Raw genomic sequence first — 22613 nt, 5'->3', positions numbered from 1 at the left:
ATATATTGCAATAGGTAATAGAATGATGGTAATTACAACATCAAGAAAACCTTCTCAAAGAACACGAAGTTTTGTAAATGATTTGGCAAGAATACTCAATGCAAAAATATTAACCCGGGGTAAAACTCCATTAAAAGATATTCTCAACGAATATAATAAATTGATTGTTGTAGGAGAATATAAGGGAAACCCTGGAAAAATAAAGTTTTATGATGTTAATAGAAATAAAATAATATCTATATTAATATCTGCAAAGCTTCAAAGAGAAGTCTGCGAAGAAGAAACTGCAAATTTGAAAGGAAAAATAAGCATGGAGTTCATGGGAAATGCCAAAAAATATCGAAAACTATTTTATGATTTTTTTAGTAATTTCAATATAGTGAATGATAATTCGCCATTTAGAATGTGTTTTGAAGGTTCTTCATCAGATAAGAATATATTTTATATACAATTTTATGAAAATGATAAAAAGATTGGACCATTAATTATTGTTAAATCTTTAAAGATTTTAGAAGTTAATAAAGATATTAATATGATATAATGTTGCTGCAATAGGCTTAATGTAATTTTATTAAAATAATTAATATAAAAAGGATAAATATTATGAACACCGATATATCCAATACTGTGGGTACATTAAATATAAATGTAGATAAATTCAATACTGATAAAGTTAATTCAGATAAGTCCATATGTTTTAGTTTGGAAATAGAATGCAGTTCAGTGGATAAGGCAAAAATAATATATGATAGCATACTTTTAGAACATCTCAATTCTCAGGTAAGGTCAAAGAGCGTTATGAAACTTGAGAATAACATAATATTTATAGAAACTGTTGCAGATGAGCTCAGTATTTTAAAGGCATCGTTGTATTCATATATTAGATGGATAAAGGTTGCGGAAAGTATTTATAAATTAACATCCGAACAATAATTATAATAGATATATAATATTTATACATCATATAAAAAATATAAATAAAAAAGGAGGGAAATTATGGAATTACCACCAAATGTTCAAAATCAATTAATGCAGTTTCAACAACTTCAACAGCAGTTGCAGGCTATTGTTTTCCAAAAACAACAGATAGAAACCCAAATAAAAGAAATAGAAAAGGCTTTGGAAGAAATGGATAAATCACAATTGGAGGAAGTATATAAAATGGCTGGTGGCATACTGGTAAAAAGAAATAAAAAAGAAGTAGGAGAAGAATTAAATGAAAAATTGGAAACCTTAAAATTAAGGACTAAAACATTGGAAAAGCAGGAAGAAAAAATGCAGAAGAGATTAATGGATTTGCAAGAATCATTACAAAAAACCCTTCAAGGTGCTAATGTAGCATAATTCTTTTTTTAATTTTAATTTTTTATATTTATTTGCATATATTTTTATATAATTTTCAACAAGATATATTCTTTATATTTTTAAGTAAAGCTACGAATGTATGTTTTAGATATCATTTATTATTACTTTATTTATTATTTGAGGAGATAAGATGAAGTATATATTTATCACTGGTGGTGTGGTTTCTTCATTGGGAAAAGGAATTACCGCTTCATCCATAGGGAGACTTTTAAAAGCAAGAGGATTTAAAATAAACATGATAAAAATAGACCCCTATTTACAGATAGATGCTGGAACCATGTCTCCCTATGAACACGGTGAGGTATTTGTCACAGATGACGGTGGGGAAACCGATTTAGACCTTGGAAACTATGAAAGATTTGTTGATATATGTTTAAAAGCAGATAACAACATTACCACAGGAAAGATATATTGGAGCGTCCTTTCAAAAGAGAGGAGAGGAGATTATTTAGGAAAAACAGTCCAAGTAATCCCCCACATTACCAACGAAATAAAGGATAGGATAAAAACACTTGGAAAAGAAAGCGACATTACAATAGTGGAAATCGGAGGAACTGTTGGAGATATTGAAAGCCTTCCGTTTTTAGAGGCAATAAGGCAATTTAAGAAGGATGTAGGAAGGGATAATGTATTGTATATCCATGTATCGCTCCTGCCATTCATAAGAACTGCTGGTGAGGTAAAGACAAAACCAACTCAACACAGTGTAAAGGAACTCAGAGGAATTGGAATTCAACCCGATATATTGGTTTGTAGAACTGAGATACCAATAGGTGAAAAAACCAAGGAAAAACTTTCATTATTCTGCGATGTTGAAAAAGAGGCAGTAATTGAAGCAAAAGATGCAAAAACAATTTATGAAGTTCCATTAAATCTTGAAAAAGAAGGCATTGCTAAATTAATTGCAAAAAAACTTAAATTAAATGAGATAAATAATGCAGAGCCAGATTTAAAGGAATGGAGAATAATAGTAGATAGAATAATAAACCCATTAAACGAAATTACAATAGGTATTGTAGGTAAATATGTGGTGTTAAAGGATGCCTATATGAGCATAATAGAGGCTTTGGTTCATGCTGGGGCTAAAAATGATACAAAAGTAAATATAAAGTGGATAAGTTCAGAAGAGCTTGAAACTGATAACTATGAAGAAATACTAGATAATTATAGGGAAAATGAAATTTTAGATGGGATACTTATCCCAGGTGGATTTGGTGAAAGAGGAGTTAATGGAAAGGTTAATGCCGTTAAATATGCTAGGGAAAATAAAATCCCATTTTTGGGAATATGTTTAGGTATGCAGTGTGCAGTAATTGAGTTTGCAAGGAATGTTTGTAATTTAAAGAATGCAAATTCCACAGAATTTGATAAAGAAACACCATATCCTGTAATAGACCTTCTTCCAGAGCAGAGGGAAATAGAGGAGAAGGGAGGAACAATGAGACTTGGGGCATATCCTGCAATTTTAAAGGAAGGAACCCTTGCACATAAATTGTATGGAAAAACAGAAGTAAATGAAAGACACAGACACAGATATGAAGTAAATCCAGAATATCACAAGATTCTTGAAGAAAATGGATTGGTTATTTCTGGAACATCACCAGATGGAAAACTTGCAGAGTTTGTAGAGCTCCCAAATCATCCATACTTCATAGCTACACAGGCACACCCTGAATTTAAATCAAGACCAAATAAACCACATCCATTGTTTGATGGGCTTGTTAAGGCTTCTTTAAAGAATAAACAAAAAAATAAATAAGAATAAATAAGAATAAATAAAATTAAAAATCTAATATGGAATGTAAATGGTGATATTATATGTTTGATGCTAAAAAATTCATTGAAGAATCCATTTCAGAAATAAAGGAACAAATAGGAGATAAAAAAGCAATAATTGCACTTAGTGGTGGAGTTGATAGTTCAGTAGCCGCAGTTCTTACCGACAGGGCAATAGGGGACAGACTTTTAGCAGTCTTTGTTGATACAGGGCTTATGAGAAAAAATGAAGCAGAGGAAATTTATAAAATATTTAAAGAGGATATGGGTCTTAACTTAAAAATAATCAATGCAAAAGATTTATTTTTAAAAGAATTGAAGGGAGTGGATGACCCAGAAGAAAAAAGGAAGATAATAGGAAGGTTGTTTATTGAAGTGTTTGAGGAAGTTGCAAAGGAAAACGGTGAAGAGGTTCTTGTTCAAGGAACTATTGCACCAGATTGGATAGAAAGTGAAGGGGCTATTAAAACACACCACAACATAGCATTGCCAAGCGGAATGGTGCTTGAAGTTGTTGAACCGTTGAGAGAATTATATAAGGATGAGGTAAGAATATTAGCTAAGGAATTGGGGCTTCCAGATAAAATAGCAAACAGACAGCCATTCCCAGGTCCAGGTCTCGCAGTAAGAATTTTAGGAGAAATTACAGAGGAAAAATTGAAAGTGTGCAGGGAAGCAAATGCCATAGTTGAGGAAGAGATAGAAAAAGAAGGTCTCGATAAAGATTTATGGCAGTATTTTGCTGCTGTGCTTGATACAAAGGCAACGGGTGTTAAAGGAGATATAAGGGAATACAACTGGGTTGTAGCAGTAAGGTTTGTTGAATCCCTTGATGCCATGACTGCAGGTGTGCCTGAACTCCCATTCAGTGTGTTGAAAAGAATAAGTAAAAGAATCACATCAGAAGTTCCAAATGTTGCAAGGGTTGTTTTAGATATTACAGATAAACCACCGGCAACAATTGAATTTGAGTAAGTTTATTTTTTTACTCTTTTATTATTTATTTTTATAATCTGAATAATTATTATAGGATATTCCTATTTTAACAATAAACAATTAATATATATATTTATCATCAAGTTCATAGTAATAAAGTTTAAATTTTGAATCACCTGCTTTAATTATCGATGAAATTTCAGAAATGTTCTCTTAAATATGTTTTAAATTTTTATAATAACATCCCCTTAGAACACCCATACTATATAGATTCAAAAAAAGAAGGAAACAAGAAATAGCAATAAAAAAGTAATTATAATTTAATTTATTGCCGCTTATGAATGAGAAGTTAGAGGTGATATTATGTATTTTGAAGATTTTTCTAAATATTTATGTGCATACTCTGATTTTAAAGATGCTGATTTTGCAATCTTTGGGATCCCATACGATGCCACAACATCCTACAAACCTGGTGCTAGATTTGGACCAGACGAAATAAGAAAATCATCATGGGGATTGGAAACATTTAGTCCAGTATTAAAAAAAGATTTAATTGATGCAAATGTATGTGATTTATACAATATTATTATCGAAGGTAGTCAAATGGATATTATTAAAAGAGTATATAATGCATCTAAAAATATTATTAAAAGAAAAAAAATACCAGTAGTAATGGGTGGAGAACATTCCATTACCTATCCCATAGTAAAAGCCGTAAAGGATATATATAATGATTTTATTTTAATACAGTTCGATGCCCATTGTGATTTAAGGGAAGAATATATGAGTAATAAATACTCTCATGCCAGTGTAATTAGAAGATGTTTTGATTTAACAAAGGATATTTATCAGTTTGGAATAAGAAGCGGGGATAAAGAAGAATGGGAATTTGGATGGGAAAATAATAATATATGTATGGATTTACCTACAAAGGAAGATATAAAAGAAATTGAATCATTGGATAAACCAATATATATTACAATAGATATAGATGTTTTAGACCCCGCATATGCTCCTGGAACAGGAACTCCTGAGCCATGTGGATTTTCTACAAAAGAATTGATGAATTCGTTATATTTATTTAAAGAATTGAAAGATAATATAGTAGGTTTTGATGTTGTTGAGGTATCACCACCATACGATGTTGGAAACATCACATCAATTGCTGCGGCTAAGATAATAAGGGAGCTCATACTAATGATAATGTAATATAGGAAATATAAAATAAGGACTTACATAAATATAATTATTTTTTTAGAGATGATACAATGAAAAACGCTGTTTACATTGTTATATTAATTTTAATAACAATTTTAACTGTAAGTTTTGCAACATTATTTTTTACAGTGCAGAATTTCAAAATGGAGTTAAATATAGACAATATGACGAATGTCGATAACAATATAAAATTTACATTTAATGAACCCAAAAAACCTATTATTCTTGTTCATGATGTGAGTCCAATATATCTTAAAGAATTAAAAGAAATTGTAAATATAATAAATAGGAACAACTATCAAAATAGAACATTTTTGTTTATAATAGTAAATCATGCCAATAAATATAATATTGAAAACTATCCAAATTTTGTAAAATACCTGCAATTTTTAGAAAAAGAAGGTTATCATTTGGAGTATCATGCGTACAATCATATAGGGGGTGAATATAATTGTAATAAAACAGTCGCTGAGAAAAAATTAAATGAATCATTTAAAATACTAAATGACTGCGGTATAGATACTAAAAAAATAAAATATTTCATACCTCCAAGATACAAAATATCAAAGGACTCAGAAGAGGTATTTTTAAATAAAAATATCAGCATTATAATGGATTATTACCTATTGAAAAAGGATAATAATTCAATGGAAAAAATTATAATTACAAATAAAGAATATACATGGTATATGCCAAAAAATCTTGTTAAAATTACAGAACTATTGGCAATTTCAGATTATAAAACATCTCAGCATCAGTTTTATCTATCCATACATCCAAAAGCCGTAAATTATGGAGGAGGTTTGGAATTTTTAAATTATTTTTTAAATACAACAAAAAATTAATATATATGGAGGGGTGTAGATATGTGCAATGAGACTCCTGAATATTTTGTAAAAAAAGGCATAGCCGCTGGAAATAATGGAAATCACGAAGCGGCATTAAAATACTTTAATCGAGCTATTGAAATCAAACCCACATACATAGATGCCTGGTTTTATAAAACACTTGCACTTAGAAATTTGGGACGATACGATGAGGCATTAGAATGTTTTAAAAAAGCTTTGATATTGGATAGATTAAAAAATAATAAATAAGAAGCATAAAAAATAAGAGATATACACTATAATGTTATATAAAGATGATAGAATGGATATAGGAATGGTTATTCATGGACCTGAAATAATCGACACAGGTTATGCAAAAAAAATCTTGAACATTTTAAAAGATTTTTCAAATGAGTATAATATACATGTGAATATAAGAGCAAAGCTTGGGGGGACTATGGGTCGGGTGGCTGTAATAGACAACAACCTGCAAGATGTAATTGATATTTCAGAAAAACTTGTTCCATCCATGAGTTTGAAAAAATTAGGAGATAATGATATTCTAATTTTAATGAACTATGGAAAATCAAAGGAAACTGGTCATACATTTGGGAAAATCGTTGTAGAGAGGTCAGGAATCTATAAACCAATAATCCAAATAGAGAGACCCGGAGAAAAGGATGGAACAATTTTAATATGGAATAAGGATAAATATAATATGAATAACATTAATAAAAATTTAAATCTTTTAATAGAATACCTCTCAAAAAAATTAAATTTGAATATAGAGGAATGTATAAGCAATGGATTAAACATATGGAATGAAGGAAACAGACTATTTAGAAAGATCCATGGGGTTGATATTGGAGAACCTGTAATGATAAATGGAATAGTGGTAGGCAGGGCAAAAGGAGCTCCTGTAATATTAGTATCTGAAAATAACAGATTAATAGATATAATTAATGGCGAAGTAAAATGGCATGGAGTTGAAAAACTGGGCGAGATTAATTTAAAAAGTGCTATTGTAAAGACAGGCATTCTAAGAAGGCATCCATCCAATACCAATAGGAATAAGAAAAATAATACTATAAAAAAAATAACAATGAAAAAAACAAACCATAAAGGAGAAATTATTTTTGTAAATCATGCAGGGGAAGATGTTTTAGAGAAAATAAAAAATAAAAATGTTTCTACTGTAATCACTGTTGGAGATGATACTACAATCATCTGCGGAGATATTTTAGCCAGATTTGGTATTAAGATAATAGGCATTACAGATGGCGATAGGGATGATATTTTAAAAAATCCAATGATTACAGAAGGTTCAAATATATTTCTAATAAAAAACTGCAAAGATGATGATGTGGGGAAGATGTTGGAAGAAAAATTAAAAAATAAAAAACTGACTTATGAGAATACACTACAATATATAAAAGAATTTTTAAACAATAATAAAATTAATTATGATGTATATAAATCTTAAAGTAAAGTAAAATTAACTAATTAACATTCCTTTAAACATGTTTAAACCATCATCTGAGCCCAATATTTTTTCACTGGCTCTTTCAGGATGAGGCATTAATAAAACACAGTTTTTCATTTCATTACACACTCCTGCTATATTGTCAACTGAACCGTTTGGATTAGCCCCTTCGGTAATTTCTCCGTTTTCATCACAGTATTTAAATACTATCATATTCTTTTTATACATCTTTTGAAGGGAATCTTCATCAGTATAAAATCTACCTTCTGCATGAGCTATTGGTATTTTTAATACATCTCCTTTTTTATAATACTTTGTAAATGGTGTGTTGTTGTTTTCAACTCTAATATATACCCATTTACATATAAATCTTGCGTTTATGTTATTTGTTAATGTTCCATATGAAAAACCAGCTTCTAAACCTATCTGAGCTCCGTTGCAGATACCCAATACTGGTTTTCCATCATCAACCATCTTTTTTAATCCTTTTATTACTGGTGTTTTTGAGCTTATGGCACCTGCCCTTAAATAGTCCCCATAGGAAAACCCACCTGGAATTACTGCACCTTTAAATTTACTTAAATCTGTTTCAGAAAACCATACCAATTTTGGATTTCCTCCTGCCAATTTAATAGCATGACATACATCCTTATCACAATTTGTGCCTAAAAATTTTACAACTGCAATATCCATAGTATCACTTAATTTTATAATATTATATTTTTTATATGTGAATTTTTATATAATTATAATATGATTAAATATAAAATTATATTCTCTTTAATTCAGAAGCTAAGACCTTTAAAAATTCTCTTGTTAATATATTAACTTTTTCAGTTCTATCTGCTATTTCCACAATTTTTACTCTCAATCTCTCTTCATCACAGTATTCGATATCTCTTGCTTTAATGGTTTTTCTCTTATCCTTTTTCGCGTTTTCCTCAGCCAATATTGTTGTGGTTACAATATATTCCTGCAAAATTTCCACAAGTTTTTCAACTGATTCAGTAGATATATTCATATTGGTGTTTTCTTTCATCAATCTCTTAACTGTCCCTTTTGGTATCATAATAAAACCTCCTGTTTAAAATATTAAATAAATATTGTATTTAAATTTATTTAAAGGTTATGTATCCTTTTTATTTTAGAAAAAATACCTAAAATAAAAAATATTTATAAAATATATTATAATCTAAATATCTAAATATACATCATAAAAGAATATTATGAAAACTAAGATGTAAATAAATTAAATATCATTATATTAAAATTTAATTAATTTAAAAACTCTATCATTTTCCCTCACAATATTGTTTAGCTTTACACCAATATTCTCTCCTTTTTTTCCAATACTTATGGTTTTATGGTTTATTTGGATGGAATTTATTTTTTCCTCCACACATCCTGTTTTATTGCCTATAATCAATATTTCGTCCCCTACTTTTAAATCATCTATAAGTTTTATCTCTGCAACTCCAACTTTTTTATAGAAATTAACAACAGTTCCAATTTCTACCTTTCTATATGGTGAAGCATTCCCTTCTATTTCATACTGAAAATCATGGTTATTGGTTAAATCTCTAAAATAAAATCCTGTGTCGTATTCTCGATTATACACTTTTTGGAGTTCCTTCTTAAAGTATGGAATTTTTTCATTATAGGTTCCATCAATCACCGAATCAATAGCTTCTCGATAGGTTTTAACTGTTCTCATTACATAATCGGCATTTTTTGCTCTGCCCTCTATTTTAAAACTATCTAACACCTCCATGAGCTCAGGCACATATTCAATCATGCATATATCCTTTGGAGATAGAAGGTATTTTCCTTCACAAACTATCTCATGGGTGCCATCAACATGTTCATTTATCAATTTCCACTTTCTTCTACACGGTTGAAGACAGTCTCCACAGTTCGCATTTTTGTTAAATAGGTATGAACTTAAAAAACACCTTCCACTTATTGCCACGCAGAGAGCTCCGTGTATAAATCCTTCGAGCTCTAAATTGTAATAACTATTGTTATATTTGCCATTATCATCATTTTTTAAATTGTTTCGAATATCTTTTATTTGGTTCAAGGTTAATTCTCTTGATAGAATTATCCTTTTTGCAAATTTTGAATAAAATTTAGCAGTTAATGAATTGGTAATATTTGTTTGAACACTTGCATGGATTCTAAGACCATACTCTTTTGCCAGTTCCATTGCTCCCAAATCGCTGACTATTACTGCATCAACTTCTGAACTATTGGCAAAATCAAAAATATCATTTAATTTCTTCAAATCATTTTCATAAACAACGGTATTTGTGCATAAATAGACTTTTTTGTTATTTTCGTGTGCAAATTTTATTCCTTCCTTTAATTCATCTCTATTAAAATTTTTAGCTGTAAATCTCATGTTTAACTCTTTTAAACCACAATAAACTGCATCTGCACCATAATTAATGGCAGTTTTTAAGCATGTTAAATCTCGTGCAGGTGCAAGCAATTCAACCATATTTTCACCAAATTATCAAAAATTATTGATATTTATATTAATAGTTATTTAGATTAATATTATACCATCATATATTTATATTATAAAAATTATATTATGACCTGTGGATAAGGACATTATTATTAATAAAATATATGGTATAGGTATATTATAAATATAATTAAATATAAATTTTGAAATATATGTGGTGATTTTATGTATGGTGAAAAAGTTGATGACTCTAAAAACCGTTTAGAAAATGAATATTATGGGGATGAAAAAAATAATAGCGATAAAACCGAGAATGAGGTAAAAGAAATTTTAGAAAAGGTAAAAAACAAGGAAAAAAATAAATCAATTGTAATCAAAAAAACCATTGAAAACATAGACAAATCATTAATAAGTAATTTGTCAAACCTTTTATCAAGTGAGGTAAAGGCTAAAATATATATTTACCTTAGAAAATATGGAAATAGCACAGTGGATGAAATAGCTCATGGAACTGGCATATATCCCTCCACCATAAGGGAGGCAATTTTGGAAATGTATAAAAGTGGAATTGTAGTCAGAGAAAAGTCTAATAAAGAGGGGTTGGGTAAAAAACCTTATATTTACTCAGCGGTGTCTCCCTCTGAACTCGTAAAAAAATTATCAAAAGGACTCCAAAATAAATTAAACGAAGTGATAATGCTCGATAAAAAAATTAAAAAGAAAGAAATTAAGATACCATTTTTGCCTGTTAAAATAGTTGTTAGTGATGGGAATAATATTAATGATGATTGTAAAAATAATTAGATTAAATATATATAATTAAATAATATAATTTATAAAAATTAAATTTATTATTTTTATTAGGGTGATTATTTTGAAGACTATATCACTATGTCCAGTATGTTTAAAAAGAATAGAGGCAGATGTATTTGAGGAAGACGGTAAGGTCATAATAGAAAAGGAATGTCCAGAACATGGAAAATTTAGGGATGTTTATTGGAATGATAGTGAGATGTATAAACGATATAATAGGTATGAATACATAGGAGAAAAAATAAGAAATCCAAACACTGATGTTAAAGACGGATGTCCATTTGACTGTGGATTATGTCCAAACCATAGATCTACAACAGTACTGGCAAATTTAGATGTAACAAATAGGTGTAATTTAAACTGTCCTATATGTTTTGCAAATGCTAATAGAACAAAAAAGGTATATGAACCATCCAAGGAAGAGATAAAAAAGATGATGATTAATTTGAGAAGTGAGGAAGTTCCTTGCCCTGCAATACAGTTTGCAGGTGGAGAACCAACGGTTAGGGAAGATTTACCAGAATTAATAAAAATGGCTAAAGAGCTCGGATTCAACCATGTTCAAGTTGCCACCAACGGCATAAAATTAAAAAATATTATGTATATTAAAAAACTAAAAGAAGCTGGATTATCCACAATTTATTTACAATTTGATGGTTTGACGGAAAAACCCTATTTAATTGCAAGGAATAAAAATCTACTACCTTTGAAATTAAAGGTTATAGAAAATTGTAGAAAAGCCGATTTCAATAGTGTTGTTTTGGTTCCAACACTTGTAAAAGGAGTTAATGATGACCAGATAGGAGATATGATAAGATTCGCAGCTAAAAACAGAGATGTTGTTAGAAATGTAAATGTTCAGCCAGTTTCTTTTACTGGAAGAATTGATGAAAATAAAAGATTGGAGCAAAGAATAACCATTCCAGATTTTATTAAACTTGTGGAGGAACAGACAAACGGAGAAATTCTAAGAGATGATTTTTATCCTGTGCCATTTGTGGTGCCAATATCGTTATTTGTCGAGCTCTGGGAAAATAGACGGGTGATAAAATTAGGAGCTCACCAACACTGTGGAGCTGCAACCTATATATTTGTAGAAAATGATAAACTTATACCTATAACAAGATTCTTTAATGTTGAAGGTTTTATAGAACTTCTTAAAGAGGTTTATGAAAACCATAATGATGAATGTCATAAATTATCCAAAATAGAAAAAGGAAAAATACTTTTAAAAATCACAAAAGAACTGCCTAATTTAGTGGATTCTTCAAAAAAGCCATCAAATATAAAATTTACGGAAATCTTAATAAAAATATTAAAGGGAGATTATAATGCCCTTTCAAAATTCCATTTTAATATGATTTTAATTGGATGCATGCATTTTATGGACCCATACAATTTTGATGCTAAAAGGGTTCAAAGGTGTGTTATACATTACGCATTGCCAGATAACAAGATAATACCATTCTGCACTTACAACACATTATATAGAAAACAGATTGAAGATAAATATTCAATACCAATTGAAGAATGGAAAAAAAGAAAAAATAAGGATATTTAAGAGCGTAAGCGAGGAAATTAGCAAATTCGAAGAATTTGTGAAATGTAATTTATTCTAAAAAATATTAATTACTAATGATTCTATTCAAAATGTATATAGTGAATTATCTTTTATTTTTTTCGTTTATTGCATAAAATACTTTATCTAATTATTTACTAAATACTATATCTTCTTATTTATATGTTCATAAAATATGAATTATAATTCCAAATAGAAAACTTTATATACCTATATATACAGTATAATTCATTGTAATTATTAAAAACATCTAATAAATAATAAGGTGAAAATGTGAAGAAAATATTGGCTTTGATATTGGGAATATGTTTAATAGTCCCAATAGTTACAATGGCTGGTTGTATGGGAAATAATTCCCAAACTCAATCTACCAATACCCAGACAAATGCTCAATCTACCTCCACTACAAAAACCATAATCTTGAGAACCACGGGTGCTACATTTCCAAAGTACCAAATACAAAAATGGATTACAGATTATCAAAAAACCCATCCTAATGTGAAGATAGAGTATGAAGGCGGAGGTTCTGGTCATGGACAGGAAGTATTTTTAAAAGGATTAACAGATATTGGAAGGAGCGACCCTCCGGTTGGAAAAAGTATGTGGCAAAAATTCCTTCAAACAGGAGATCAACCACTACAATTCCCAGAAATTGTAGGGGCTGTTGTTGTAAGTTACAATGTGCCTGAAATTGGAGATACCTCTTTGAAATTAAGTAAAGAAGCTTTGGCAAATATATTTATGGGCAATATAAAATATTGGGATGACCCAGAAATTAAAAAATACAATCCAGATATTGCAAGTAAATTGCCTCACAAAGAAATAATCGTTATACACAGAAGTGATGCAAGTGGTACAACGGCAATATTTACAACATATCTAAGTTTAATAAGCAAAGATTGGAAAGAAAAAGTTGGTGCTGGGAAAATAGTCAATTGGCCAGCAGATAAAATGGGAAGAGGAGTAGCTGGAAAAGGTAATCCTGGTGTTGTAGCTACTTTAAAAAATACGCCATATTCCATCGCATATACTGAATTATCCTATGCAGTGGAGGAAAAACTTCCAACGGCTGAATTACAGAACAGAAATGGAAAATTTGTTAAGGTAAATGACGATACAATGAAAGCAGCTGTTGCAGGTGTTAAAGCTAACATACCAAACCCAACAGAAGGATACAAAGAAGATTTAAAACAGATGTTAAACGCCCCAGGGGATAATGCCTATCCAATAGTGGCCTTTACTCACCTGTTGGTTTGGGAAAATAAAAATGGAAAACATTACAACAGTGAAAAGGTTAAAGCTATAAAGGACTTTATAACATGGGTATTGACAGAAGGACAAAAACCAGAGCATTTAGCTCCGGGATATGCCGGATTACCAAAAAGTGTTGCAGATATTGGATTAAATGCTGTAAAAAGCATTAAAGAATAAAGAATATTAACTTTTATTTTTTTATATTATCATCAAAGAAAATCTTTAATAATAGAAAATTTAACAATATAATACTTCTATTTTTTTAATTTAAAAGATAAAAATTAAAAAGATTACAGGTTGAAAATTATGGGTAAATATGAACTCCTAAAAAAAAAGATAGATGAGTTTAAATTAATAACCTTACCAGCGATTATTGTAGTTTTTATTCTTTTTATACTAATGTTGGGGTTCTACTTCTATAACGCATGGCCTGCAATTGAAAAATATGGATTAGGTTTGTTTATCCAAAATATATGGCAGGCAGCAGAAGAACCTGCAAAAGAAATTTATGGATTAGCTGCACCAATATGGGGAAGCATTTATACAGCCACAATTGCAGTTTTAATAGCCCTTCCCCTTGCTATATGTTATGCCATATTTGTTAATGATTATGCCCCTAAACAGTTAAAGTATCCTTTGATTATCATATCCGATATTATGGCAGGATTACCTACAATAATTTATGGTATATGGGGTGCTTTTATATTAGTTCCTCTTTTAAGAGACCATTTAATGAAGTTTTTATATGAACATTTTGCATTTATACCTTTATTTAGTTATCCTCCAATATCTGGTTATTCCTTTTTATCGGCTGGCATACTACTTGGGATAATGGTAGTGCCATTTGCATCTGCCATAATAAGAGAGGCTTATGCTATGATTCCTTCTGTATATAAAGAGGGCTTGGTAGCATTAGGGGCTACAAGATATGAAACCACTAAGGTTTTAATTAAATATGTAAAACCTGCAATAATATCTGGTTTTATATTGGCATTTGGTAGAGCCCTTGGTGAAACTGTTGCAGTATCTCTGGTTATTGGAAATTCCTTTAACTTAACATATAAGTTATTTGCTCCGGGATATACCATATCATCACTTATAGCAAATCAATTTGGGAATTCCGTGTTGTACAAATATATGACTTCCGTTCTTTATTCAGCTGGATTGGTTCTTTTTATAGTGGGCTTGATTGTTAATATTATAGGTCTTTATTATTTGAAGAGGTGGAGAGAGCATGTTAGCCACTGATAAAAATGTTAAATATACCACTCATAAAAGAGTTAGAATGATTAAAGATAACATATTTTTATTTTTAGTAGGCTCACTTACATTGATAACTATAATTCCACTATTTCATATAATTATTTCAATTGTAGTAAAAGGTCTTCCAATTATAATAAAAAATGGCACAACCTTTGTTTTTGGAACATTGAGTGAAGGTGGAATAGGACCAGCAATAGCAGGAACATTGATGCTAACATTTTTAGCTACCCTTATAGGACTACCGTTGGCTTTCTTAGCTGGAGCATACAGCTATGAATATCCCAATAGTTTTATAGGAAGAACCACAAAGATGCTTTTACAGATAATGTTGGAATTTCCAACTATTCTTGTAGGTACATTTATTATGGGAATATTGGTTATTCCAATGGGTTCGTTTTCAGCCCTTGCAGGAGCTATTGCACTAGCACTAATACTCACACCCTATGTTTCTGTATATACTGAGGAGGCTATGGCTGAGATACCACGAATATATAAAGAGGGAGGCTATGCCTTGGGATGCACAAGAGCTCAGGTAATTTTTAAGGTTATAACAAAAATGGCAAAGAAGGGAATATTAACTGGAATATTAATAGGTATGGCTAAGGTTTCTGGAGAAACTGCCCCTCTGTTATTTACAGCAGGTGGATTATACGAAGTTTATCCAACAAATCCATTGCAACCTGTTGGAGCTATTCCCCTTTTGATATATACCCTTGTTCAAAGCCCCTCCATAGAAGACCATCAAATAGCCTGGGGGGCTGCATTGGTAATGCTTATTATATTTTTAGCATTATTTATACCAATAAGATATGCTCTAAAAGATGAAATAAAACTTTAAAAGGGATAGTATGGAAAGTATAAAGATGGAAACAAACAATCTAAACCTATGGTATGGAGATAAACAGGCACTTTATGACATAAATCTTCCAGTTTATAAAAATAAAATTACAGCATTGATTGGGCCTAGTGGTTGTGGTAAATCCACATTTTTGAGATGTTTAAATAGATTGAACGACTTGATTACCACAGTTAAAATAGATGGTAATGTAATGTTGGATGGAAGAAATATATATGACGAAGATGTGGATGTATATGATTTAAGAAAGAGAGTAGGAATGGTATTTCAAAAACCAAATCCATTTGCCATGAGTATATACGATAACATAACATTTGGACCAAAAATTCATGGTATTAAAAACAAGACAGAATTGGACAAAATAGTAAAATGGGCTTTAAAAAAAGCTGCTTTATGGGATGAGGTTAAAGATGAATTAAATAAAAATGCCCTTTCATTGTCTGGAGGACAGCAGCAGAGATTATGTATTGCACGAACAATAGCAGTTAAACCAGAGGTAATACTAATGGATGAACCTACCTCAGCGCTTGACCCAATATCCACATTGAAAATTGAAGACCTAATGGCTGAGTTAGCTAAGGATTATACCATTGTTGTTGTTACCCACAACATGCAGCAGGCAAGTAGAATTTCGGATTACACAGGATTCTTTTTAATGGGAAAGCTCATTGAATTTGATAAAACAGAGAAGATATTCCTAGAACCTGCTCATAAAGAAACTGAGGATTATATAAGTGGTAGATTTGGATAATATTTATTAAATAATTATTCTATTCATAAATTTTAAGGTGATAGGTATGACAAGAGAGATACTATATACAAAAATAGAAGAAGTAGAGAACGATGTAATGGATATGGGAACATTGTGTATGGATGCTTTAAAAAATTCAGTGGAGTCTTTTTTAAATGATGATAAGAAACTTGCAAAAGAAGTAAGAGAAAATGATGATATAATAGATAGAAAAGAAATGGAAATTGAAGAAAAATGTGTTTCTATAATAGCACTTCAACAACCTGTTGCATCTGATTTAAGGACAATATTGACAGTTATTAAAATAATCTCAAAGCTTGAAAAAATAGGGGACAATGCCTCCAAAATAGCAAAAATTACCCTGAAATCAAAAGTAAATGAACCCGTAGAAAACGAATTATTAAATGTAATGTTGGATTACCTTGAAATAATGTTAAAAGATGCTCTTGTATCTTTTAAAACTAGAAATGAGGTTCTTGCAAGGGATGTGTATAACAGGGATAAAAAAATAGATAAGTTGTACAACCAACTGTATAGAGCTATGATTAGTTATATAATCGAGAATCCAAAAAATACCACAAAAGCTACCGAAATTATATTTGTAGGAAAATATTTAGAGAGATGTAGTAATTTAATAGCTTCAATAGGTGATAGAGTAGTTTATATGATAAAAGGGGAGAGGATAAAAGAGGAAGAGTTTGATTTTAAACATTTTGAATAAAAAATATTTTTATATTTTATTTTTAAAGTGGGGGGACATTATGGTTAATAACTCCAGCACCTTTAATATAAAAAATAATAATGAAAGAGAGGAACTCTTAAAAAAACTTGGCATTAGAGAACCATCCGAGGAAGAAATACATAAATTAATTAACTTTGAAAATGAAGGGCTGGATAAGTTAAAAAATGAAGTATATGAAAAATTGGATTTTTTTCTATCTGCCCAGGATGGTATACGATATTACAACATAGATGTGAATAGCAAGATAATAGCGGAAAATAAAATATTGGTAGATTACATTGTGAGAATAAACTGCAAAAAGTTTTTAGGTATGATAAATAAAGTGAGCTTGAACCACCTAAAAAAAGGAATTGAGAGAATTATTGGTGAACTACTCCGATCTTACGGACGGAGCTTCCTGCTTCCGACCCGTAGTCTCCACAGGCGTCACTTCGGACTGTCCCAGCCCTAGGCTACCTTTTCTTTTCGGTAGCAATAAATATTGTGAGAATAGTTATATAAATAATTTTCGGCTTTCATCCCCTCCCTTATCTTCGAGCGAAGCGAGGAGATTAAACAAAATGCTTCGCATTTTGTAGCTCACCAACTTTGTTGGTGATTTTAAAAATCTTTGATTTTTAAGACGGAAGGGGACTTCTCGCCGAAACAAGTTAAAAAATTATCTAAATAATCTTTTTTAATTCATTTAAACACTCATCAACTTTCTTTAATTTAATGTCCAGCAATTTCTCAGATTTTTCGCTGATTAATGAAGTGTCAGCTGGTCGATTTGCTTTCCATCCCAATTCGGAGCTCCGTATAGGTTTTATCAAACTCTTATCTAAACCAAATATTTCAGCAACCTTCAATGTAAATTCATATCTACTTACCTTTTCGCCCCCTCCAAAGTGCAATACTCCATTAACATCCCTTTCATAAATTTTGACAATTCCATCCATGAGCTCAGGCACATAAGTTGGGGTATTCCACTGGTCAATTACTGTATTCACTTCCTTTCCCTCTTTTAAAGTGTTTAAAACCCACATGAAAAAATTGACTTTAACAGGACTTATGCAGTAAGGGACAGAGATTCTTACAATAGATGTCAAATCATGATTTAATTCATTTAAAACCTTTTCCCCTTCTGCCTTTGTCCATCCATAGTAATTTATAGGGTTTATTTCATCATCTTCAACATAATTGCCTTTTTCTCCATCAAAAACATAATCTGTGGATATATGACATAAAGGGATATTAAGCTTTTTACAGGCTTCACCGATATATTTAGCAGCAAGGGCATTTGTTTTATATGCAATTTCCCTTTCAGTTTCGCATAAATCCACATTGGTAATAGCCGCAGTATTTATAACAAAATCCGGATTTATATCCACAATGGTTTCTTTTATTTTATTTTCATTGGTAATATCTATAAAATGTTTATTTATATTCTTATATCCATCAAAAAATCCTTTATCACTTCGTGTAATTCCATGAACTTCAAAGCCCAAATCATTATATTTCTTTACGAGCTCATATCCTATCATACCCAATCCAATAATTGCTATTTTTTCTCCCACATTATCACCATTTCAATTTCCAAGGGGTTGGATGAAGAACCTTATCATTAATTAGAGGTTTCCACCACCATTCATTATCGATATACCAATTGACAGTTTCCCTTAACCCCTCTTTAAAATCATATTTTGGTTTCCATCCGAGCTCCCTCAATTTTGAAGAATCTAAACTATATCTAACATCATGCCCGGGTCTATCCTCCACAAATTCTATTAAATCTGATGGTTTATTTAGGAGCTCCAATATCATTTTAACAATTTCAATATTCATTTTTTCATGATTTGAAGATATATTATAAACTTCTCTTTTTTCCCCTTTTTCCAAAACTATTTCAATTCCCCTGCAATGGTCTAACACATACAGCCAATCCCTAATATTATCTCCTTTACCATATATTGGGATTTTTAAATCTTTATTTGCCCTAATTATTGTTTTTGGAATTAATTTTTCCGGAAACTGGTATGGGCCGTAATTATTTGTGCATCTCGTTATCTTCGCATTTAAGTTATAGGTCCTTGCATAACCTAAAACAAGCATGTCTCCCCCAGCTTTACCTGCTGAATATGGGGATGATGGCATTAGCCTATCATTTTCTGTAAATGAACCCTCTTCAATATCGCCATATACTTCGTCAGTATTGTGAAGCAGAATTGGCACATTTCCTCCAAAAAATTTGTGATTCTCATCTATTACAATATCATATACCATTAAGTTTTCGTTAAGTCGTGTAATTTTTTTGACCTTTGCAATCCCCACATCTGATTCAACATACTTATTTTTTCCATCCATCCATCTTTTTGCAATGTCTTTTCCAATTAATCTGTTCTTTTTGAGATTATACTTCGCTACGATATTATTAGGTAATTGGTGTTTTACTAATTCCATAGGGATACACTTAGAATGAGGCGTCCTTACTAACTTATTTTTCTCATAATTTTCAGATGAGACTGCTAAATCGTGCATGACTAAGTCATATTCTTCTCTTTTTTGGAATTCCCCTCTCATATTTTTACATACTCTCTTAACATACCTTGAGTTTATCTCTTTAAGCCTAGTCAGCCATATTAAACTAAATATTAGGGTTTGATTTTTTGAAGTGAATGTTCTACTACCATCTTTTCTGATATGGGCGTCTCCTTCATAACCCTCAAGCATCTTAGTTATATGATCTCTTGAGAGTTTCCACACCCATGAAGGAATACGTTTGTTTTCGGAGGTACCCCCCCACTCTGAGAAAATAGAATGCAAAATTTCTCCACTAAACTCCAATTGGTATGTGTCTTCATATTTCTTTTTCCTAATAACTGCTTTTTTATATTCAAAATACTTTTCTAGCAATTTTTTTGCTTTTTTGAGTGATTCAATATCTTTTGTAGTTATTGTAACTTTTTTTAGCTTTCTTTTAAATTCTTTTTCCGTATTAGAGGCATGTCCCTCCGCCAAATACAAACCAAAGAGCCACATTAATTCAGGGGTGATTTCTATTTCCTCAATCTCCTGTGGAATATTAAGCTGTCTCCTATAAAGCACATAAGCAGTCTCTTCAAAACCATTCCTTAATTCAGTTAAACCCTTCTCCGTTATCCTGTATTTCCCATCCACAACCTCAATTAATCCCTCCTCCACCATACTTTTAAGCGACTGAGAAACAGGCTTTCTTAAACTCTCAGCAAGTTCTTTCCATGTTTTAAGTCCATCCTTCAGAATTTTCAGTGCTCTTTCTATAATTTTTAAGCTCTTCTTAATGCGTTCACTTGTTTTGATTTTATTCATGTCTAGGTAATCCTTTATCCTGAGAACATGATTTGATTCAAAATTATTCTTGTTGAAAGCTAGCAATGTCACCAGATATTCCCCTTCTTTCAGCTCAGTAACATATTTTTCTTTTATCCCATCTTCCGTGAATACAAACACAGAATGAGAGCCTGTAGCTTTAATCCTTCCCCCACCTTCATACTCTATTTCGTAAATCTCATCAGTTGGGTGTTTAACTATGCCCAAAATTGGCATAAAGGTAGCCTTGAGGTCCCCATCAATCGTAAGTGCTTCATAGAGATGACAATTATCCTCATTGAGGAAATCTATCCTATCTAAAAAGATCCCACCAGTCTCATTATTCCTTAGCAACACAGGAGTATCCCCAGTCACACTACTTACATGAACAAAATTAACCTCTGGATTGGATTTCCTAATGGCCTCTAAAATTGTATAAACTCCTATAATATTACTTTCTAAAAACGAATAAGGGTCGGATATGCTTCTATCAACATGAGTCTCTGCTGCCATATTTACAACAGCATCTACTTCCTTAATTAAATTAGATACCAATTCAAAATCGTTTATGTCTCCTTTAACAAAGGAATACCTCGAATTGTCAATATCCTTTAAATTTTCCAAGTTTGAACCATAGCCAAGTTTATCAAGGTTTATTACATCTAAATCTTTATATTTATTTAACATATATCTTATAAAATTACTTCCAATAAATCCTGCTCCACCAGTGACTAACATTCTCATTATTTCACCAATTCTTTATTTACTTTTTTTCTTACTTTATTTCATTCAATCACTTGTCATTTGCAAGTTTTTCCAAGTATTTTCCATAATCAGTTTTTAATAATGGTTTGGCAAGTTTTAGGAGCTCATCCTTTGTTATCCATCCGTTATGATATGCTATCTCTTCCAAACATCCAACCATCAAACCCATTCTTTTTTCAACAGCAGATATAAAATTACTTGCCTCTAAAAAACTTTCATGAGTCCCGGCATCAAACCATGCCGTCCCCCTTGGTAAAAGTTTTACCTTTAATTTATTTCTTTTTAAATATTCATTATTTACATCGGTTATTTCCAATTCGCCCCTCCATGAAGGTTTTATATTTTTCGCAATATCGATAACATCATTATCGTAAAAGTAAAGACCAATTACTGCATAATTTGAAGGCGGATTTTTCGGTTTTTCAATTATTTCCTTTACATTTCCATTTTCATCAAATTCAACGACCCCATATCTTTCAGGGTCTTTTACATACTGACCAAACACCACACCCCCACCATCTTTTAGGAGCTCCTCTTTTGCATCAAGTAAAAATCCTGTCAATCCACTTCCATACACAATGTTGTCTCCAAGTATTAGGCATACGCTGTCATTCCCTATAAACTCCTCCCCAATAATAAATGCCTCTGCAAGCCCTTTCGGTTCTAGCTGTTCTTTATATTGTATATTTATTCCCAAATGCCCACCATTTCCTAAAAGTTTTTCATATCTCGGCAAATCCTCAGGTGTTGTTATTATCAATATATCCTTAATTTTAGATAGCATTAAAACAGATAGTGAATAATATATCATAGGTTTGTTATATATTGGCATCAGATGTTTATTTCCAGCATAGGTAATGGGATATAACCTAGTACCAGAACCTCCCGCTAAAATTATACCTTTCATTATTTCACCACTTTTAGAATGATATGTTTTCAGATGATATAGATAGTTGTAACTAAATTTCTTATATATGGCTTTTATATGAGTTATTATATAAAAACCATAACGGGAATGAAGCAGTGATGATATATATTGAATTACTCTCCCTTACAGGAGGGGTTAAACGAAAACCGAAAGGTTTTCGTAGCCTCGCCTTCGGGCAAGGCTTCCTGACTCATAGGGGATTTTAGCCAGAGATTACCATTATATGGGGTATAACTCTGAGTGAATTATTCCCCTCCGTC

At 31.0% G+C, this 22613-nt stretch carries 23 protein-coding genes and 1 pseudogene; 17 read left to right on the top strand and 7 right to left on the bottom strand.

Going from position 1 to position 22613, the window contains the following annotated elements; genetic code table 11:
• Positions 1-22: 22 nt before the first annotated feature.
• The 9 genes from F7B34_RS03395 (at position 23) to F7B34_RS03355 (ending at position 7605) form a co-directional block, all read left to right on the top strand.
• Complete coding sequence (locus F7B34_RS03395; RefSeq protein WP_292460386.1) at positions 23-541, top strand: Brix domain-containing protein; 519 nt, start codon at positions 23-25, stop codon at positions 539-541.
• 62 nt (positions 542-603) lie between these two features.
• Positions 604-933, top strand: coding sequence for a KEOPS complex subunit Pcc1 (locus F7B34_RS03390; RefSeq protein ID WP_367116336.1), 330 nt, complete (start codon positions 604-606; stop codon positions 931-933).
• 63 nt (positions 934-996) lie between these two features.
• Positions 997-1344, top strand: coding sequence for a prefoldin subunit beta (locus F7B34_RS03385; RefSeq protein ID WP_292460385.1), 348 nt, complete (start codon positions 997-999; stop codon positions 1342-1344).
• A gap of 151 nt (positions 1345-1495) precedes the next feature.
• Complete coding sequence (gene pyrG, locus F7B34_RS03380; RefSeq protein WP_292460384.1) at positions 1496-3124, top strand: glutamine hydrolyzing CTP synthase; 1629 nt, start codon at positions 1496-1498, stop codon at positions 3122-3124.
• 59 nt (positions 3125-3183) lie between these two features.
• A complete protein-coding gene (gene guaA, locus F7B34_RS03375) occupies positions 3184-4116 on the top strand; it encodes a glutamine-hydrolyzing GMP synthase (protein ID WP_292460382.1) in 933 nt (310 codons plus the stop codon).
• A gap of 324 nt (positions 4117-4440) precedes the next feature.
• Positions 4441-5286, top strand: a complete 846-nt coding sequence (gene speB / locus F7B34_RS03370) for an agmatinase (RefSeq protein ID WP_292460380.1) — start codon at positions 4441-4443, stop codon at positions 5284-5286.
• A gap of 59 nt (positions 5287-5345) precedes the next feature.
• Positions 5346-6140, top strand: a complete 795-nt coding sequence (locus tag F7B34_RS03365; protein ID WP_292460378.1) for a DUF2334 domain-containing protein — start codon at positions 5346-5348, stop codon at positions 6138-6140.
• Positions 6141-6161: 21 nt separating this feature from the next.
• Positions 6162-6392 carry a tetratricopeptide repeat protein gene (locus F7B34_RS03360; RefSeq protein WP_292460377.1) on the top strand — a complete coding sequence of 77 codons (231 nt, stop codon included), beginning with the start codon at positions 6162-6164 and terminating at the stop codon, positions 6390-6392.
• Between the two features lie 52 nt (positions 6393-6444).
• Complete coding sequence (locus tag F7B34_RS03355) at positions 6445-7605, top strand: DUF2117 domain-containing protein (RefSeq protein ID WP_292460375.1); 1161 nt, start codon at positions 6445-6447, stop codon at positions 7603-7605.
• Between the two features lie 12 nt (positions 7606-7617).
• Here the strand turns inward: F7B34_RS03355 and purQ are convergent, their stop codons facing one another.
• The 3 genes from purQ to F7B34_RS03340 all read right to left on the bottom strand — a co-directional run bounded on the left by purQ (position 7618) and on the right by F7B34_RS03340 (position 10105).
• Complete coding sequence (purQ, locus tag F7B34_RS03350) at positions 7618-8298, bottom strand: phosphoribosylformylglycinamidine synthase I (RefSeq protein WP_292460373.1); 681 nt, start codon at positions 8296-8298, stop codon at positions 7618-7620.
• A gap of 76 nt (positions 8299-8374) precedes the next feature.
• A complete protein-coding gene (locus F7B34_RS03345) occupies positions 8375-8674 on the bottom strand; it encodes a histone family protein (protein WP_292460370.1) in 300 nt (99 codons plus the stop codon).
• A gap of 195 nt (positions 8675-8869) precedes the next feature.
• Positions 8870-10105: a U32 family peptidase gene (locus tag F7B34_RS03340; RefSeq protein WP_292460369.1), complete on the bottom strand. Its 1236-nt coding sequence runs from the start codon at positions 10103-10105 to the stop codon at positions 8870-8872.
• 297 nt (positions 10106-10402) lie between these two features.
• On the opposite strand from F7B34_RS03340, the gene F7B34_RS03335 reads away from it, so the two are divergent.
• From F7B34_RS03335 to F7B34_RS03300, 8 genes are all read left to right on the top strand, one after another.
• Positions 10403-10879 (top strand): helix-turn-helix domain-containing protein, encoded by a 477-nt coding sequence (locus F7B34_RS03335; RefSeq protein ID WP_292460414.1) that lies wholly within the window; start codon positions 10403-10405, stop codon positions 10877-10879.
• Between the two features lie 70 nt (positions 10880-10949).
• Positions 10950-12449 (top strand): tetraether lipid synthase Tes, encoded by a 1500-nt coding sequence (gene tes, locus F7B34_RS03330; protein WP_292460367.1) that lies wholly within the window; start codon positions 10950-10952, stop codon positions 12447-12449.
• Between the two features lie 291 nt (positions 12450-12740).
• Positions 12741-13898 (top strand): phosphate ABC transporter substrate-binding protein PstS, encoded by a 1158-nt coding sequence (pstS, locus tag F7B34_RS03325; RefSeq protein ID WP_292460365.1) that lies wholly within the window; start codon positions 12741-12743, stop codon positions 13896-13898.
• Between the two features lie 129 nt (positions 13899-14027).
• Positions 14028-14969 (top strand): phosphate ABC transporter permease subunit PstC, encoded by a 942-nt coding sequence (gene pstC / locus F7B34_RS03320; protein ID WP_292460364.1) that lies wholly within the window; start codon positions 14028-14030, stop codon positions 14967-14969.
• Positions 14956-15822 (top strand): phosphate ABC transporter permease PstA, encoded by an 867-nt coding sequence (pstA, locus tag F7B34_RS03315; RefSeq protein WP_292460362.1) that lies wholly within the window; start codon positions 14956-14958, stop codon positions 15820-15822. The genes pstC and pstA overlap by 14 nt, the downstream gene beginning before the upstream one ends.
• A 10-nt stretch (positions 15823-15832) precedes the next feature.
• A complete protein-coding gene (pstB, locus tag F7B34_RS03310) occupies positions 15833-16591 on the top strand; it encodes a phosphate ABC transporter ATP-binding protein PstB (RefSeq protein WP_292460360.1) in 759 nt (252 codons plus the stop codon).
• A gap of 46 nt (positions 16592-16637) precedes the next feature.
• On the top strand, positions 16638-17312 hold the full coding sequence (gene phoU / locus F7B34_RS03305) for a phosphate signaling complex protein PhoU (protein WP_292460358.1): 675 nt from the start codon (positions 16638-16640) through the stop codon (positions 17310-17312).
• 40 nt (positions 17313-17352) lie between these two features.
• Entirely contained in the window at positions 17353-17784 is a 432-nt protein-coding gene (locus F7B34_RS03300) for a DUF2226 domain-containing protein (RefSeq protein ID WP_292460356.1), read from the top strand.
• A 211-nt stretch (positions 17785-17995) separates the two neighbouring features.
• Here F7B34_RS03300 and rfbD read toward each other — a convergent pair whose 3' ends face one another.
• From rfbD to rfbA, 4 genes and pseudogenes are all read right to left on the bottom strand, one after another.
• Complete coding sequence (gene rfbD / locus F7B34_RS03295; protein ID WP_292460354.1) at positions 17996-18889, bottom strand: dTDP-4-dehydrorhamnose reductase; 894 nt, start codon at positions 18887-18889, stop codon at positions 17996-17998.
• A gap of 4 nt (positions 18890-18893) precedes the next feature.
• A complete protein-coding gene (locus F7B34_RS03290) occupies positions 18894-21035 on the bottom strand; it encodes a GDP-mannose 4,6-dehydratase (RefSeq protein WP_367116337.1) in 2142 nt (713 codons plus the stop codon).
• Positions 21036-21089: 54 nt separating this feature from the next.
• A pseudogene (locus F7B34_RS07820) lies at positions 21090-21347 on the bottom strand (GDP-mannose 4,6-dehydratase); the annotation flags it as partial.
• Between the two features lie 106 nt (positions 21348-21453).
• Positions 21454-22332 carry a glucose-1-phosphate thymidylyltransferase RfbA gene (gene rfbA, locus F7B34_RS03285; RefSeq protein WP_292460352.1) on the bottom strand — a complete coding sequence of 293 codons (879 nt, stop codon included), beginning with the start codon at positions 22330-22332 and terminating at the stop codon, positions 21454-21456.
• Positions 22333-22613: the final 281 nt, after the last annotated feature.

Source organism: Methanothermococcus sp., from assembly GCF_015523155.1.
GTDB lineage: Archaea > AGJL01 > Methanococci > Methanococcales > Methanococcaceae > Methanofervidicoccus.
This window is presented reverse-complemented; position numbering and strand designations above follow the sequence as displayed.